The organism is Luteolibacter ambystomatis (assembly GCF_018137965.1).
In the GTDB taxonomy this organism is placed as follows: domain Bacteria; phylum Verrucomicrobiota; class Verrucomicrobiia; order Verrucomicrobiales; family Akkermansiaceae; genus Luteolibacter; species Luteolibacter ambystomatis.
Map to the genome: position 1 here is coordinate 2,439,821 of NZ_CP073100.1, position 16,168 is coordinate 2,455,988.

At 65.3% G+C, this 16,168-nt stretch carries 15 protein-coding genes; 5 read left to right on the forward strand and 10 right to left on the reverse strand.

Annotated elements, in window-relative coordinates; genetic code table 11:
• Nucleotides 1-2 precede the first annotated feature (2 nt).
• From KBB96_RS09345 to KBB96_RS09365, 5 genes are all read right to left on the reverse strand, one after another.
• Nucleotides 3-452: a hypothetical protein gene (locus tag KBB96_RS09345; protein ID WP_211634427.1), complete on the reverse strand. Its 450-nt coding sequence runs from the start codon at nucleotides 450-452 to the stop codon at nucleotides 3-5.
• 100 nt (nucleotides 453-552) lie between these two features.
• Nucleotides 553-1,104, reverse strand: a complete 552-nt coding sequence (locus KBB96_RS09350; RefSeq protein ID WP_211634428.1) for a hypothetical protein — start codon at nucleotides 1,102-1,104, stop codon at nucleotides 553-555.
• Nucleotides 1,105-1,119: 15 nt separating this feature from the next.
• Nucleotides 1,120-1,458, reverse strand: a complete 339-nt coding sequence (locus KBB96_RS09355; RefSeq protein ID WP_211634429.1) for a hypothetical protein — start codon at nucleotides 1,456-1,458, stop codon at nucleotides 1,120-1,122.
• Between the two features lie 138 nt (nucleotides 1,459-1,596).
• Nucleotides 1,597-2,313 carry a hypothetical protein gene (locus KBB96_RS09360; RefSeq protein ID WP_211634430.1) on the reverse strand — a complete coding sequence of 239 codons (717 nt, stop codon included), beginning with the start codon at nucleotides 2,311-2,313 and terminating at the stop codon, nucleotides 1,597-1,599.
• Nucleotides 2,314-2,375: 62 nt separating this feature from the next.
• The gene (locus tag KBB96_RS09365) at nucleotides 2,376-2,624 is read right to left on the reverse strand and encodes a hypothetical protein (protein WP_211634431.1); all 249 of its coding nucleotides are present in this window, start codon (nucleotides 2,622-2,624) and stop codon (nucleotides 2,376-2,378) included.
• Nucleotides 2,625-2,920: 296 nt separating this feature from the next.
• Here KBB96_RS09365 and KBB96_RS09370 point away from each other — a divergent pair, with 296 nt between their 5' ends.
• A complete protein-coding gene (locus KBB96_RS09370; RefSeq protein WP_211634432.1) occupies nucleotides 2,921-3,235 on the forward strand; it encodes a hypothetical protein in 315 nt (104 codons plus the stop codon).
• A 28-nt stretch (nucleotides 3,236-3,263) separates the two neighbouring features.
• On the opposite strand, the gene KBB96_RS09375 is transcribed toward KBB96_RS09370, so the two are convergent.
• Both KBB96_RS09375 and KBB96_RS09380 read right to left on the reverse strand, forming a co-directional pair.
• A complete protein-coding gene (locus KBB96_RS09375) occupies nucleotides 3,264-3,602 on the reverse strand; it encodes a hypothetical protein (protein ID WP_211634433.1) in 339 nt (112 codons plus the stop codon).
• Nucleotides 3,599-3,802: a ribbon-helix-helix protein, CopG family gene (locus KBB96_RS09380; RefSeq protein ID WP_211634434.1), complete on the reverse strand. Its 204-nt coding sequence runs from the start codon at nucleotides 3,800-3,802 to the stop codon at nucleotides 3,599-3,601. Before KBB96_RS09380 ends, KBB96_RS09375 begins: the two co-directional genes overlap by 4 nt.
• A gap of 218 nt (nucleotides 3,803-4,020) precedes the next feature.
• On the opposite strand from KBB96_RS09380, the gene KBB96_RS09385 reads away from it, so the two are divergent.
• The 3 genes from KBB96_RS09385 (at nucleotide 4,021) to KBB96_RS09395 (ending at nucleotide 9,624) form a co-directional block, all read left to right on the forward strand.
• Nucleotides 4,021-4,296 carry a CopG family ribbon-helix-helix protein gene (locus tag KBB96_RS09385; protein ID WP_211634435.1) on the forward strand — a complete coding sequence of 92 codons (276 nt, stop codon included), beginning with the start codon at nucleotides 4,021-4,023 and terminating at the stop codon, nucleotides 4,294-4,296.
• A gap of 720 nt (nucleotides 4,297-5,016) precedes the next feature.
• Nucleotides 5,017-6,138, forward strand: coding sequence for a GTP pyrophosphokinase (locus KBB96_RS09390; RefSeq protein ID WP_211634436.1), 1,122 nt, complete (start codon nucleotides 5,017-5,019; stop codon nucleotides 6,136-6,138).
• A gap of 252 nt (nucleotides 6,139-6,390) precedes the next feature.
• Nucleotides 6,391-9,624: an FG-GAP repeat domain-containing protein gene (locus KBB96_RS09395; protein ID WP_211634437.1), complete on the forward strand. Its 3,234-nt coding sequence runs from the start codon at nucleotides 6,391-6,393 to the stop codon at nucleotides 9,622-9,624.
• Between the two features lie 271 nt (nucleotides 9,625-9,895).
• Here the strand turns inward: KBB96_RS09395 and KBB96_RS09400 are convergent, their stop codons facing one another.
• The 3 genes from KBB96_RS09400 to KBB96_RS09410 are packed head-to-tail and all read right to left on the reverse strand — an operon-like array spanning nucleotide 9,896 to nucleotide 12,961.
• Nucleotides 9,896-10,573: a response regulator transcription factor gene (locus tag KBB96_RS09400; RefSeq protein ID WP_211634438.1), complete on the reverse strand. Its 678-nt coding sequence runs from the start codon at nucleotides 10,571-10,573 to the stop codon at nucleotides 9,896-9,898.
• The gene (locus KBB96_RS09405) at nucleotides 10,570-12,153 is read right to left on the reverse strand and encodes a sensor histidine kinase (RefSeq protein WP_211634439.1); all 1,584 of its coding nucleotides are present in this window, start codon (nucleotides 12,151-12,153) and stop codon (nucleotides 10,570-10,572) included. Before KBB96_RS09405 ends, KBB96_RS09400 begins: the two co-directional genes overlap by 4 nt.
• A 37-nt stretch (nucleotides 12,154-12,190) precedes the next feature.
• The gene (locus KBB96_RS09410) at nucleotides 12,191-12,961 is read right to left on the reverse strand and encodes a hypothetical protein (RefSeq protein WP_211634440.1); all 771 of its coding nucleotides are present in this window, start codon (nucleotides 12,959-12,961) and stop codon (nucleotides 12,191-12,193) included.
• A 572-nt stretch (nucleotides 12,962-13,533) separates the two neighbouring features.
• On the opposite strand from KBB96_RS09410, the gene KBB96_RS09415 reads away from it, so the two are divergent.
• Complete coding sequence (locus tag KBB96_RS09415; protein ID WP_211634441.1) at nucleotides 13,534-16,122, forward strand: choice-of-anchor tandem repeat GloVer-containing protein; 2,589 nt, start codon at nucleotides 13,534-13,536, stop codon at nucleotides 16,120-16,122.
• Nucleotides 16,123-16,168 lie beyond the last annotated feature (46 nt).

The following is a 16,168-nucleotide window of genomic DNA, read 5'->3' on the forward strand; positions in this document are numbered from 1 at the left end:
TTTTATTTTGGGTTCGTCCGCAAAATCACGGATGAGTCTTTGGGGTGTTCATTGCATGTATGAAATTCATCCTCCAGCAGGAATTGAGGATGTGCCGAGGTTGTTGAGGGGCGTTTCCCTCCGCATTCCCGGCCTTCCGGTGCGGCATGGGTTTGAAGTTGAGGGACTTTGTATTCGCTGACGGGATCTTCAGCGCGGAACCCATGCTCGAGATAAATCGGAAAGGCAAATTCGGGCGAGCCGACGAGTGTCCCGGGTTCGAATCGCTGGCGGTGGCCTCCATTCGCATCAAGCGAGCCGGATGACAGGACTGTTTCTTCCCATAGCGGTCCGGCAGGGGCGAGGGGGGAAACCAGCAGAGCTGCAATCAGAACAAGACGACAGGATGAGAAGGGCCTCCGTGCCGAGCGGCATTGCAAAATGCAACTGGCGATTATGGAGATCAAGCTCATTCAGCAAAATGATTCGGAACATTTTGCATCCTCAAAATAGTGAATCCTTTGGCAAGGATATTCGTCATCTTCGTGAGTGCCAAAGGCACGTTGCTCCATGTCACTTCTTTTGATCTTTGATGGCCGATTTTGAGATCTCTCTTGGGATGTCTAGCCGGGCCCCTTCGATTGCCGATCCAAATCTTGGAGGTCGCATTTCTCTTCGGTTCAAGAAGAGGCCCCGGGAGTCGGCCGCACATCGGCCATTTGGGGTGATGGACGGTTTCGTTATAAAATCGCCTTGCTCTGCCGGGAGCGATGGGTCCCTGAAGATGAGGCAAGCGGGGTCACGCGCTCCCATTGATGCTTGCCGCATGGCGGTGGCATCCTTGCTGGGTTTCTTGGTATTCCTGCTATATTCCGGGAGTCCGGCGATGAACTCCAGGGGTTGCCGCACCATCTGCGGCTCTCCCACTCCCGCCGACCCGATCGAGACGGCCAGCGGAATGCCTTGTGCATCCGTGGCCATCTGGATTTTCGTGCCCTTCCCCTTGCGGGTCAGCCCGACGGTCTGACCTCCGCCTTTGGCAGCGGCGAAGGTGGCGTCGATGAACCCCTTGTCGAGGTCGAGACAGCCCAGTTCGAACATCCGGTTGAGCAAACCGTCGAACAACCGGCGGAAACAATGCTACTTCTTCCGCCGCTTCTGGTAGGCGGCGACGTTCGGGAGGCGGGTGCCGGGGGAGAAGGTGACGCCGCACTTGGTGGCGAAGGAGAGGCATTTGTCCCGCACCCACTTCGCCATCTCGACCTGATGGTCCGGGTGGACGGGGAGCGGACAGCCGCCGAGCGATTCCTTCACGCGCTCGGCGACGAGCTTCGGGCCGCGGTCGATGCTGGCGCGGACGCACCAGACGCCATTGACTTCCTGAAGGTGGTGCAGGTCCGGGTCCGGCGCGATGATGCGGCCGGCGACACGGATGCGGAGGTAGAGGGGGTGGAGCGGGAGGTAGAGCTGGGATTTCATGATGGCGAATGATGGATAGATGGGAGAAGAGTGGAGGTGCGTGCGCGGGAGTTCGTAGTTCCTCCTTCAGGAGGGCGTCTCGCGCGTCGCAGCTCCACCCCGCCCTCCTGAAGGAGGAACTACGCACGAAGACGGATACTAAGATCGTAGTAGCAGCGTGTGGTGGGCGAGGCGGCGGGTGATGGCCTGGGCCTGGGGCATGTCACCCTCGTTCTGGCGGTGGATCTTGGCGCGGAGGGCGGGGAGATCGGTCTGGCAGGTCCAGAAGGTGGGGAGGCCGGCGGAGACGCGGGACTCGAGGAGGCCGAAGAGGGCGGAGGACCAGCTTTCGGTCATCTTTCCCTGGCTGATGTCATCGAGGATGAGGATGGGCACGCTGCCACCGTGTTCCCAGCGGCGGCGGGCACCGGGGCGATCGCGGTCCGCGGTGACGGATTCGAGGTGGGCATCGCGGGCCCCGGTGCCGCTCCACCAGAGGAAGGGCATGCGCAGGGCGCGCAGGAGGCAGGCGATGGCGCAGCTTTTGCCGAGGCCGCTGCGGCCGATGAGGCCGATGCCGCCGGGATGCGCGCCGGTGGGGGTCCAGTGAAGGGCGGCGGCGTAGGCGGCGGGGACGCGCTCCGGGAAGGCGGTGCGGTAGCCGGCGGGCATGCGGGTGTGGAGGAGCGTGGTCCAGGCGGCGGCGGCTTGCCCGATGGCGAGGGCTTCATTGAGCCGCGCGGCGCAGGGATCGCAGGCGGGGGTGATGTTTTGCAGGAAGGGGCTGGCGGGAAGATCCAGCGCGGTGTGGCAGTGGGGGCAGAAGTGACCAGTGGAAGAAGGGGCGGATGGGTGTGGATGATGTACTGGATTCATGGTAGATGATGGCAACGATTGGGTGTTGATGCGGAAAGTGAGGATTCTTCTCTGATCACTGCTCACTGATGACCCGGCACTTTCTCCCATTCCATGGGTTCGAGGATGGTGGCGGGTGCGGGGTGGCGGATGCGGGGATCTCCCCTGCCCTGTGGCTTTGGCGGGGATTGTTGTTCGCGCTGGTTCCAGACGGAGAGGTAGCGGCGGAAGGCGGCGCGCCAGTCGCGGATGGGGTGGCCGTGCTTCGAGGTCCAGCCGGTGGCCAGCATGGTATCGTGGAAGGCGGTGGCGGCTTCCGGTGGGAAGGCCATGGGCAGGCTGCGGCCGTAGCGGAGGATGTCCGCGGGAGCGGGCGGTGATGGTTCCGGACTACGGGAGGTCCCGTAGGTGACGGGATCGCCCTGGGGCGGTTCGTCGCTGCCGCCGCTGCCGCAGTCTTCTTCTCTTCTCTTCTCTTCTCTGGTGACGGTTTTAGTGACGCATTTTCCGTCACATCGGCGTCACTATTGTACCGGACAGCGCGCAGCTTGGTCATGCGGCGGTTGGTTTCCGCACGGGCCTTGGCGGTGGTGCCGTTGTGGCGGCGGAAGTTGGGGAAAGTGAGGCCGTGTTCCTCATCGTGGTGCAGCCAGCCGACGGCGATCATGGCGCGGGTGAAGCCGGGGCAGTGCGTGAGGCGGTCGAGGAAGGCGGGGGTGATGTCGACGGCGTGGCCGTCGATGCAGTTGGCGTCCGCCCAGGCCCAGATGCGCAGGAGCTTGCCGGTGACGGCGTCCTGGTCGATGCCGAGGAGGGCGGCGATTTTCACGACCTCGGGTTTGTCCGGGGTGGTGGTTTCGATTTTCATCCAGTCTCCTGCCATGGGATTTCGGGGGTGTGGATTGCGGAATCTGAAATTCGGAATTTGAGATCTCAGATTTGAGATTTGGAACTTGAGCCGTGGCCCGCGTTCACGCGGCTACGGTGGATGCCGTAGTTTCGGCGAGGTCGCGCTCGATGGATTCGCGGTAGAGGTCGCGGGCGGTGTCGCCGCAGGCGATCTGGTGGAGCTCCAGGAAGCCCTCGGCGCGGTCGTAGGCGGCGTCGTAGTCGCCGTTTGCGATGGAGTCGCGGAGCTCCGAAATGACATCGAGGGCGGAGGAGAGTTCCGGCAGGATGCGGCGGAGCTCGGCGGCACGGGCGCGGGCGAGCAGCGCGTGCTGGGGCCGCCCGGCGGTGGCGAGATCCGTGGCGAGCGTTTCCAGGCTGCGGAGCTGCTCGCGGAGGGAGCGGAGGGTGAGCGTGGTCATGGGCGTGCGGGATTCGAGGCAGGGGCGGATGGTTCCACGGCGGGCGTGGCAGCCGCCCCGTCCGCGGGGCGCGGGGCGGCGAGGTAGCCGGCGAGGGCCTCGCGGACGATGGAGGAGACGGAGCGGCCGCCCTGGGCACGGGCAAGCTCGCGGAGGGCCTGCTCCATGCCGGTGGGGACGGTCATGGTGACGGTTTTCATTGGGGAGGAAGTGGGAAGTGATCGGTGATCGGTGATCAGAGGAGAGAAGAGGGGTTGGTGGCGGAGAGGTGCGGCTTCATTTCAAGCCGGGGTCCGCTTTCGAACGCGAATGTCAAGGGTGGTTTCCGCGCCGGGTGTCTGACACCTTTCTTCGCACGGGTGTCAGACACCGTCAACAAACAAATTGCTTATTCCGTGTGCGGGTGTATGACACCTGCATGCCCGGCCAACGCAGGAAAGGAATCGAACGGATCTCAGTGACCCTGGACGAGGAGTTGCTGGCCCAGGTGGAGGCCCGCGCGGTGGCGGAGGGCCGGGACCGGCTGGCGCTCTTCAGGGAAGCGCTGGCGGAGTATCTGGCGAAGCAGAAGCCGGCGCAGAAACCGAAGGCCGCGGCACCGAAACCGGCTGCAAAGCCCGCCGGGAAAGCCGCCGCGAAATCGAAGGAATCTCCGGCCCCGGCCCCCAGGTCAGGGAAGCGTGGAGGGAAGTAAGGGCGGTGCCATCCGGCAGGCCGCGGAGATTGGTCGAAAGCTCTGCTTTCGATACGCGGGGCGGTTGGATGGAGGGAGCGGGAGCCGGAGGACAAACGACGTCCGATCCCGAAGAGGGAAAGCTGGAGCTTCCCCCTACATTGGGGAAGCGAAGCAATGTAGTCGAAAGCTCTGCTTTCGATACGGGGGAGGGTTGGATGGAAGAAGCGGGAGCCGGAGGACAAACGACGTCCGACCCGGAAGAGGGAAAGCTGGAGCTTCCCCCCACATTGGGGAAGCGAAGCAATGTAGTCGAAAGCTCTGCTTTCGATACAGGGGGCGGTTCGATGGAAGAAGCGGGAGCCGGAGGACAAACGACGTCCGATCCCGAAGAGGGAAAGCTGGAGCTTCCCCCTACATGGGGAAGCGGAGTTGCGGAGGAGAAACGGGGCGCTGCGGGGACAAGTTCGGCTGGTGAGGACATGTGTTTATCTGAACATCCCGGCCGGGGCCGCGCCATCCTTTTCGGGTAGTACGAACGTGAATAATCCTCGTACTACTGAAGGTGATACGGGCGGAAATCCGCAGCGGCGCGGGAAGGCCGTCCAACAGGATTTTTCGTGAAAAACGTCTGTTCGCGGGCAGGCGCGCGGGATGCCGGCACGCCGGGCTTTGGCGATCGTGGATCACGGGCTTGGTTTGCCCTTTACGCGGCTGCGGCCCGGATGGGATGAATGGATCATGAATGACGGAGATGTGGCGGGGCATATCAAGGCCTTCGAGAAAAAGCGGCCGGTGATGGCAGCCTTCTGCGACTCGCTCAGGGGATTGATCCGCCAGTTGCTGGAGACCTCCGGCGTGGAGTTCGTGACCATCGAGGGACGGGTGAAGACGGTGGAGAGCTTCACGGAAAAAATCCAGCGACAGGGCAAGGACTACCACGATCCCCTCTCCGATCTCACGGACCTGGTGGGCCTTCGCATCATCACGTATCAGCTCTCCGCCATCGACCGGATCTCGGAGATCATCCGGGAAAACTTCCTGATCGACGAGGCGAACTCGGTGGACAAGGGAAAGCTGCTGGACACGGACCAGTTCGGCTATCAATCGGTGCATTTCATCGCGGAGCTGAACACGGACCGGAAATCGCTGCCGGAGTACCGCGCCTTCGGCGGCATCAAGTGCGAGATCCAGGTCCGGACCGCGCTGCAACACGCGTGGGCCGCCATCAACCACAAGCTGCTCTACAAGGCGGAGATCGAGGTGCCGAAGGATCTGCGCCGCCACTTCAATCGAATCAGCGCGCTGCTGGAGACCGCGGACGCGGACTTCGAGGTGCTGACGGAGAAGATCGTGGAGAAGACGCGGGAGTACAGGGAGAAGGTGAAGGCCAGCGACTACGATCTGCCGCTGGATCGTGATTCACTCGCGATCTATTTGAACAAGGATCCGAAGGCGGCTTCCATCTTGCAGAAAGTGGAAGTGTCGAAGCTATCGTTCCTTTCCAAGACTGTTTTCGGAATTCAGCTGGGTTGGATGTCGGCGGAATATGACCTTCTGCTGAAATGCTTCACAGCGCTCGGAGATTCCACCATCCGGGAGGTGGACCATCGGTTCGAAAAGACCGCCGCGATCGCAGACAAGGCACTACCGTCTTTGGCGAAGCGTATCAATGATCCCAATTCCATAACCCGCCTGCATTTCGCCACCACAACCCATGCCTTGTTCATCCTCATAGTCCTGACCTTGACTAGGGACGAAATATCGCGGTTGACTCAGGTCTTTGCTGGCAGTTGGCGGATGAGTCAGGCGGTCGCAGCGGTCTATGAAGAACTCCATCCCGGCGGCTCCTCGAAAGCCTGAGAGGGTGGACGGAAACGGCCGCCCGGAGACGCGGAAGGCGTAGTAGCACGAGGCTCCCGCCTCGCGTGCTTCCGGCGAAGCTTTTCAGACCAAGGGATGGCATCGCCTGCACAGCCGTCTTCACAGCACGCCGGGGAGAGTTGGAAGGCGAATGGCGTCCGATACCGAAGAGGGAAAGCTGGAGCTTCCCCCTACATGGGCGGATGATCCGGCTGGTCATCGGCGGGGAGGAGGCTAGAAGGCGCTGCCGCCATGCTCCGACCGATCCTGCTTTCCTCCCTGGCCAGCATTTCCACCCTCACGGCCGTCCATGCCTCCCCTCCCCGCTGGGAGGTGCCGGTGAGCGACTCGGGATATTCGACGTGGGGATTCACGCAGTTCCGCGGGCGGATGGGGGCAGCTGGGATGTTCACGCTGGATACGGGGAATGGGCCGGAGATTCATGTCTCCGCCACGCTGGAGACGAATGGCACGGCCCCGGATGCAGCGAACCTGGGGCAGTTCTGGTATGTGATGGGTTGGGACCCGGAGACGCACCAGTTGGAGACGCGCCATGTGACCACGCCGTCCGCCGCGGAGGGAGGAGCGGTGCCGCCGTATGCAGCGGGTCCGTATGAACATTTCACCGGCTTTCAGGCGGCGCAGGTCGCGGGGGATGAGACTCCGGAGGTCCTGACGTGCTCGCTGCATGGCACGGTGACGGTTTATGATGCGAGGACGCGCGTGATTGTGAGGACATACGCGCTTCACCCGCAGGGGCCGGTCGCCTGCTTCCGTGCGGTGGATCTCACGGGCGATGGCGTGCCGGAGTTCATTACCTCCAGCACGGGCCTGCTGACGGTGCATGATGTGGCGGGGACGCTGCTGTGGAGCACGGCGGATGTTTCCGGCGGCACCTTCGTGGTGGGCCAGGTGGATGATGATGCGGCACCGGAGATCATCATGCCCTCCGGGCAGGTGGTGGATACGGTGACGCACCAGACGACGGCGGTGGTGCAGCCGGGCCACTGGGATCTGGTCGCGGTGGTGGATCTGAATGGCGATGGGATCGATGAACTGGTGGGGCCGGTGCATGGCACGACGGCACTGGAGGCGCTGGACGCGCGCCATCCCTCCTCCCCGCTGTGGAGCCAAAACATGCCGGGCGGCACGATGACGAAGCTGCTGGTGGAAAACATCGATGACGATCCGGCCCGGGAACTGGTGGTCACGAGCAGCACCGGGCCGGGGCTGTCCGTCTATCGCGTGGATGCCACGGGGTGCGAGGTGAAGTGGCGGTATCCATTGACCACGGGTGCCGACATTTCCGGTCTGGCGGTGGTGCCGACGGACGCGGGCGATGGCAGCAGGGCGCTGCTGTGGAGTTCGCTGCATCCCACGGCGGAGTCGGGGACTTCCAAGAGCTTCATGTGCGTGCGGACGGACACGCTGGAGGAGATCGGCACGGGCAGCGCGGGGAATTTCCAATTGGACGGGCCGTTCCTGCCGCCGGTGATCGGGGATGTGACGGGCGACGGCTTTGCGGATATCGTGACGGCGTCCACGCTGGGCAAGGCTGGAAAGCAGGGCGGCTCGATCGTGGTGATTGATGGACTCACGCGCCATCCGATCGCGGTGAGCGAGCAGATCTGGACGCGCATCGAGGACGTAAAGCTGCGGGATGTGGACGGTGATGGCAGGCTGGAGATCATCGTCACAAGCTCGGACACAGAGGTGATTTCGGCCATCCGGGTTTACAAGTTCAACGCTTCCGACAAGAGCTTCACCTTTGTCTATGGGAGCGAATCGCCTGTGGATGGGAACCTCTACACCCGCACGGAAATGGCGGACGTGGATGGAGACGGCGTGGAGGAGTTCATCTCCGTGAACCGCAGCCTGGAGGGCGATTTCCCGGTTGATCCCCATTACCCGAAGCCGAGCGGCCAGCCGGAAGGCTGCTACCTGACGATCACGAAGGCACCGGGCAAATTGAAGTGGCGGAGCGCCAAGCTGGCGACGGCCAAGAGCGGCTTCACCTGCCTGGCGGTGGCGGATGTGGATGGGGATGGGAATCTGGAAGCGGTCTTCGGCGGCGGGGAGACGGGGCTTTTCGTGGTGGATCTGAGGACGCAGGTGGTGGAGCTGGCCGATCCGTCCGTGGCGGCGCGCGCGGTGGTAGCGGATGCGGCGCACCGTGGATTCCTGGTGGGCACGGCGGCGGGAAAGGTGGCGCGCTATACGTCATCCGCCCCGGACACTTACGTGGCGGGTACGATGTTCACCGTATCCGACCAGCCGGTGACGGGGCTGGTGGTGGATTCTCCGGGCGGGATGTGGATCACATCCGGAGGACGCTTCCAGTACTGGGCGGATAGTAGTTCGCCCGCATGGTCCGCGGAGACGCGCCTGTCCCATGTGGATGGTCCGCCGGCGCTGGTGTGGAATGGCAGGAGCCTGGAGGCGTATCTGGGCTACGGGTATGGCATCTCCGCCTTCGAGGTGGACGCGGACGCGACCGACATCCGGCCGCACGTGGCGATCTCCCTGGCGGGGGCCTTGGCGGAGGGCGGCGCGGAGGGCGCGGTGCTGAAGGTGGAGCTGGATTTTCCGACCGCGGAGCCACTGGCGGTGCCCTTCCATCTGAACGGCACGGCCGGGTATTCCGATGTGTTTCTCGCGGGAGTGGCGGCTCCGGTGACAGGGCCGCGGTCCCTGGTGATTCCCGCCGGGCAGTTGTCCGCGTATGCCACCGTGCTGGCGCAGGAGGATGCGCTGGGCGAGGGCACGGAGACCTTTGGCGTGATGCTGGAGGGTTCCGACATCTATGGAGTCGTGCCGCCGGGCAAGGCGTCCCTGCCGATCGCGGACAATGATCCGGTGGTGACGATCTCCCCCCTTCTGCCCACGGTGCTGGAGACCTGGGCCCGGGATGCCGCTCCGGCGGGCTGGGTGCTGACGCGCACGGGCGATCTGACAAAGCCGCAGAAGGTGATGGTGGAGATCGGCGGCACGGCCACGAGTGGCAAGGACTATCGGAAGCTGGCGACCCTTCACACGATCCCGGCGCGCAAGAGCAGCCTGACGATTCCTTTCAATCCGCTCGGCGATGCGATCGTGGAACTGCCGGAGACGGTGACGATGACGGTGCTGCCCGGCGTGGGCTTCGGCGTGCCGCCGGCGCAGGGCATCGGAACGATCCAACTACTGGATGTCTCGTCGTTCGTCTCGCTGGATGCGCCGCGCACGGTGCCCTCCGGCGTGGAGGTGACCTTCCGCCGCTACAGCGGGGTGATCAAGCCGCTGACGGTGGCTTTCATCGAAACGAAGGTGACGAACGGCCGCCCGGTGCAATCGCGCCGCCGCGTGACCTTCCGCGAGGACAGGGACACGGTGGTGTACAGCGTGCGCGCGGGGACGAAGCCGTTCAGCGGCGGGATCACACTGGTGCCGGACGCGTCCTATACCAGCGGCGGGACGACGAGCGTGGTGTTTGAGGTGGGGAGGTGAGGTGTACGGGTGGTGTCCGATCCCGAAGAGGGCAATGTGGTCGAAAGCTCTGCTTTCGATTTGGGGGGCGGGTGGGATGGTGGAGCGATGGTCGGAGGACGGGTGATGTCCGATACCGAAGAGGAAAGCTGGAGCTTCCCCTACATTGGCGGAGCTGCAATGTGGTCGAAAGCTCTGCTTTCGATTGGGGGGCGGATGGGATGGTGGGGAGAGTTGGAAGGCGGGTGGTGTCCGATACCGGAAGAGGGAAAGCTGGAGCTTCCCCCTACATTCAGAGCGGGCGGAAGCGGTAGCCGACGCCGCGGACGGTTTCGATGAGAGGGCGGGCGGGGTCGGTCTCGATGCGCTTGCGGAGCTTGGCGATGTGCTGGTCGAGCGTGCGGGACTCGGGGAAGTAGTCGAGGCCCCAGCATTTGTTGAGGAGGGTGTCGCGGTCGACGACCTGCCCGGCGTGCTCGTGGAGCACGGCGAGGATGGAGGCCTCGCGCGGGGAGAGATCCATGGAGACGCCGCCACGCTCGCCGCGGAGCTCGGCGGGCCAGACGGTGAGGTCGTCCATGGTGAAGCTGGCGGAGCGGCCGGCGACGGCCTGCCCGCGCCGGAGGACGGCGCGGATGCGGGCGATGAGCTCGTGCTTGCCGAAGGGCTTGCGCACGAAGTCATCCGCACCGAGCTGGAGGCCGACGACGACATCGATCTCCTCGCTCTTCGCGGAGAGGAAGAGGATGGGCACCTTCGGGTCGATGGCGCGGACGCGGCGGCAGACTTCATAGCCGTCCAGCTTTGGCATCATGATGTCCAGGCAGAGGAGGTCGGGGCGGTGGCGTTCCCAGAGGGCGTAGGCTTCCTCGCCATCGGCGGCGATGAGGATGTCGAAGCCCTCGGTGACGACGCAGAGGCGGAGGGTGTCGAGCATGACGGGATCGTCATCGGCGAGGAGGATTTTCATGCGGGCGGTGCGATGGAGGACGCGGAGGCTGGAGACGGAGCGGGCGGCGCGGGGACGCGGAGTTCGAAACAGGAGCCGCGGCCGGTGGCGGTGGGCAGGAGGGCGAGGGTGCCGCCGAGACGGGTGGCGAGGTCACGGGCGATGGCGAGGCCGAGGCCGGTGCCGGTGGCGCCTTCATGGATGTGGGAGTGGATGCGCTCGAAGGGATGGAAGATGCGCTCCGCAGCCTCGCGCGGGATGCCGGGCCCTTCATCGGTGACGCGGATGGAAAGCTCTCCTCCGGCGTGGGTGGTGGCGATGGAGACGGTGCCGTGCGGCGCGTATTTCTCCACATTGGAGAGGAGATTGCCGAGGATCTGGGCGAGGGCGTCCGGATCGCAGAGGCAGGGCGCGGCGGTGTTTTCATCCGTGCGCGCGATGGTGAGTCCGCCGCGCTGGAAGCCGGGGAGGAATTGCTCGATGACGGCGGTGACGATGTCCGCGGGGACGCAGGCGGTGGTGGTGATGCGGGCCTCGGTCCTGCCATCCTCGGCGCGGGAGAAGGTGAGGACGTTCTCGATGAGGCGGCCGAGACGGCGGGCCTCGAGGCGGACGAGATCGAGGCGGCGGGTGGATTCCTGCGGGTCGTCCTCGGCGAGTTCCGTGGCGAGGTCGATGTTGAGGAGGATGTTGGTGAGCGGGGTGCGCAGTTCGTGCGAGACGCGGTTGACGAAGGAGACGCGCGCGGCGGCGATGGCGTGGGCGCGGCGCTGGGCGAGGAAGACGATGAAGCCGAGCACGCCGATGACGATGGCGAGGGTGGCGGTGACGGCGAGGGCGGCGGGATGATAGCGGACGAGGGTCCTGCGGAGATCCCAGGAGGCGAGATCGTAGGAGCCGAAGCGGCTGCGCAGGGGCATGAGCAGATCGGGCGGGTCCGCGGCGGCCGCCTCCCCCGCCCCGGCGAGCACGCGGCCCTCCGCGCGGAGCTGGTCCGGGCCGCCGGTGACGCGCACGGGCGCGAAGGATTTCTCCGCCCACGCGCGCAGCCAGCCGGTGATGGAGTCCGCGACGAGGGAACGCGAGACGGCGATGACGGCGACCTCGCTGGACGAGCGCCGGACGTGGAAGAGGAGCGGCTTTCCCGGTTCATCGACCCAGCCGCTGTCCCGGTTGAAGAGGCGGGATTCATCCAGGAGGACGAGGGAGCCGGAGGTGAGGCCGGGGGCGGTGGCAAAGGCGGGCAGCGGCACCGGCCCGTCCGGAGAGGCATTGACGGGAATGTGGGTGTCCTGGACGCCGCTGGTGGTGGGATGGAGCAGGGAGATCTGGAGGATGCCGGTGATCTCATCCGCCATGCGCCCGGCCCGCTGCGGGTCCGGGACGACCTCGCGGCCGAGGCGGACGAGGTGGTCCTGATAGAGATCCTCCAGCCGCTGGAGCTGGCCCTGGGCGGTGGTGGCGAATGCCCGCAGCGGCGTGCGGTCCCGCTCGGTGCGGACCTGCCGCTCCTGGCGGGCGAGCAGGAGGCCGCCCGCGAGGACCACGGCCGCGATTCCCCAGAGCAGCAGCAGCGTCTTGGCGGGGCTGGGGGCGCGCATCTGGGGAGGCGGAGCGGTGGAGCGAGCCGGAGGTGGTTTAGCGGGAGATGAGCACGGCGCCGCTCTCGACGGTGTATCTGGTGCCCGTGGTGCGGCCGAGGTGCGTGAGGACATCGGCGGCGGAGAGGTTCCTGAGCACGAGGCTCTTGACCGTGAGCTGGGGTTGCTCATCGGACGCACCGGAGCTGAAGGGATCGCTGTTCATGTTTCCGATCACGAAGTTCACGCCCTTCTTGGCCGGGTCCTTTTCCGTGCCATCCAGCTCGGCGCACTTCAGGCGGAGGAACTCCACGGCCTCTTCCAGCGAGGTGTCCTGGAAATTGATGGCGGGGATGATGATGCTGCGGAGCTTCTTTTCGATGGGGCCGCCATCGACGGGCTTGCCCTGGTAGCGGGCGAGGTTCTCGGTGCATTTGGCGAGGGTGAGCCTCGCCTTCTCGACGGCCCGGTACTGGAGCTCGATGGCACTCTCGGTTTCATTCCGGGCGAAGAGGATGCGCGCCTGGGCATCGAGCTGCTCGGCGGAGGGGTCCGCAGTGGCGGAGCGGACCTCCGAGGGGGAGGAGCCCCTGGTGAAGGGATCGGACAGTTCGATCTCGACGGGAGCGCGCGGGGCGGGAGGAGAGGTAGGAACGGGAATAACCGTTGGCGCCGGCGGCTCCGGTGTTGGCACCGGTAGCGATACCACCGGCTCCGGTGTCGTCGGCACCGGTTCCGGCTGCTGGGCCCGGGTGGTGGCGCTGGTGCCGAGCGTGAGGGAGAAGAGGGCCAGGAGGGCCGGAAGCTGGATGGAGGTAACTGTTTTCATGACGGACTCAGCCTGACACGGCCTCCGCCCGGATGGGTGAACGCCACGCAACAGCTTCGTAAAAATCCTGTAAAAAGGGAAGGCCGTGGTTTTTTGAGGCGGATGGCCCTGAGCCTCACACACATCCTTTTGAGCGCCCGGGCGGTTTGCTTTCCTTGCCCCGGCAGGGGCATGGGATGTCAGGTCGAATCGACATTCATTTTGCTTTGGATGGGAAGCATCCAAAGGGCGCTCTGGATTTGGAGTGCGGCGAGGCATCGCCGCTTTGAGCGGAGGCGGGATATCGCCGGAAAGGTCCCCCGGGTCCAAGGATCGGCTCCAGCGTTCCAGAATCACCTCCCCATTGGTTCAAGCATTTTCCACGCGGCTGTGCCGCAGTATCCGTCGATTTCTCTCCTGTGCCGAAAGCGGCGATGCCTCGCCGCACTCCACATCAGAGGCCATCGGCATCCCGCTTCATCCGATTGCGATCAGGAGCGTTTTGCAATCCGCTGTTGATGAGAAGAGTTGGTACTTCCTCCACCGGTCATTCATCTCCATATCCGGCGCGCGCACCCCGCGATCACCCGCCCATGTTCCGCCCGTTCCTTTTCCTCCTCGCCGCGACCGCCACGACGGCGCTCCACGCCGCGCCGGTTTTCCAGAAGCTCCGTGAATTCACCGCCCGCCCGTCCGCGCCGGACGGTGCGCTGGTGCTGGCGGCGGATGGGAATTTCTACGGCATCTCTCGTAGCGGCGGGGACCACGGCTACGGCACGGTCTTCCGCATGACTCCGGCCGGGGTGATGAGCGTGGTGGGGAGCTGCGGGGACATCCGGGAGGAGATCTCGCCGATGAACCCGGACGCCCGTGCCTTCCTCGCGCCGGATGGCACGATCTACGGGACCTCCTACTACACGATGGGCAGCAGCGATGGCGTGCTCTTCCGCTACAGCCTCCAGGACGGCTTCTCCCCCGCCACCGCCGTTTTCCACCGCAGTGCGTCCGCCCCGGGTGCCCCGAATGGCAGGCTGGTGGCGGATGCTTCCGGAAACCTCTATGGAAAGGCGTACTCGGGTGGCAATGGCAGCACAGTCAGCTTGCCCGGCTTCGGCGGGATCTACCGCATCGCTCCCGGCGGTGCGCCGGAGATGATCCATTCCTTCGATGCGGAGCAGTACGGCCAGTATCAGACCGGACTGGTGGCGGGACCGGATGGCGCTTTCTACGGCTTCTGCCTGACCGCCGGTTCGCCGGCCCGGCACACGTTCTTCCGGATCACCACGGACGGGACCTTCACCCCCCTCGCCTATCTGGAGGCGGCGCTGTCCGGCGGACCGGTGCCGACGGTGACGCCCACGCTGGGCCCGGACGGTGCCTTCTACGCCATCAGCGGCCCGGATAACTACGATGGGGCGCTGATCCGCCTGACGACGGGCGGCGAGGTGAGCGTGATCGCCGCCTTCGCGGGCACGGGCCAGGGCGCGCGCTCCGAGCTGCTGCTGGCACCGGACGGGAACTTCTACGGCACGACTGCTGGCACCGGCTACCCCGGCAGCGCGGGCACGGTCTTCCGCTTCTCCCCCACCGGCACCTACACGCTGCTCCACACCTTCCAGCCGGACGATGGCCGGGGCTACCAGCCCAGCAACGGGCTGGCCCTGGGACCGGATGGCCAGCTCTATGGCACCACCTGGGCGACGATGGAGGACCCCTACGCCACGCATGAAACCTTCATGCCGCTGGCCTACAAGATCTCGACGGCGGGCACGTTCACTGTGCTGCGCTCCTTCGGAGCAGACTTCCCCGGGCGGGCGGCCAATCCGCTGCTGATGGAGAAGGACGGCCGCTTTGTCACCGCGGTGGATGCCGGTGGCACGGGCGGGACCGGCGGCGTGCTGCGCCTCCAGCCGGACGGCGGCGCGTCGTTCATCGCCAGCTACGATGCGCGTAGTGGCAGCCAGAGCGCGGGCAATGTCACGCTGGGCCGGGATGGGAACTACTATGGGACTACGAGCTACCGGGGAGGACAGGTTCCCTTCGTCCCGGGCACGTTTCCCTCGGGCACGTTCTACCGGGTGACTCCGGATGGCACGCTCACGGCGCTGGCGGCTTTTTCCCAGAAGAGCTATTACGGGGCCTTCGCCCCGGTGCAGGGCGCGGATGGGAATTTCTATGCGGCCGGATACGGCTACAACTCCCAGCCCTACGGAGACAATCCCGTCATTCTCAAGCTGAGTCCGCGCGGGGGGATCTCGTTGGTTCCCAACTCATGGCTCCAGGAAACCTACAACACCCACCTCACGCCGCTGCGGGACGGCTCGCTGCTGGTGGGCGGCTACGGCTGGCTCAGCTGGTATACGGAGGATCCGGGCAGCATCATGCGGGTGGGCCGCAACGGTGCCACGACCACCTTCGCGACCTTCCCCTACAGCCTCACCGGGCCCTCGATGAGACGCATCAACGAGTTCACGCCCGGTCCGCGCGGCAGCTACTACACCTACGCGCGCAATGTCTCCGGAAACAGCAGTCTCTACCGGCTGGAGGCAAAGGGCGCGCTGGTGCCGATCCTCGATCCCTTCCCGGACGACTACGCCCCGGCGGGCAGCCCGCTGATGGCGGCGGATGGGAATTTCTACGGGGTGGGCACGCGCGCTTCCGACTATTCCTGCGTGCTCTTCCGGATCACGCCGGACGGCGGTTGGAGCGTGCTGGATGAGTTCACGGACGCGGACCGGACGTTTTCCAGCGGTCTGCTGCAGGGCACGGACGGCCATCTCTACGGGCTGCGCACGGTGACGGACGGGCTGCCGGGTTCCACGGGGGATTTCTTCCGCTATCGCCTGGGTGCGTCCGCCACGATCGGTGACGCCACCGGCATCGTGTGGAACGGAGCCACGCTGCATGGCACGGTCGATCCCGCGGGCACGGATACGACCGTGGGCTTCCAGTTGAGTCTCGATCCTGAGTTCCGTCGTCCGGTGACGGTGAAGGCCGGCGTGGTGACGGCGGGCCAGGGGGAAAGCGCGATCGCCGCCACGGCCACGCGCTTGCTGCCGGGACGCACGTACTGGGTGCGCGTGGTGACGGTGAATGCGGAGAATCCGGTGCCGCAGGTGAGCGAGGCACGCACGTTCACAACGCCGCCGCGGCCATCGCTGAGGGAGATTTTCGGGAGGTGAGGTGATGGGGCGAATGTAGTCGAAAGCTCTGCTTTCGATTTGGGAG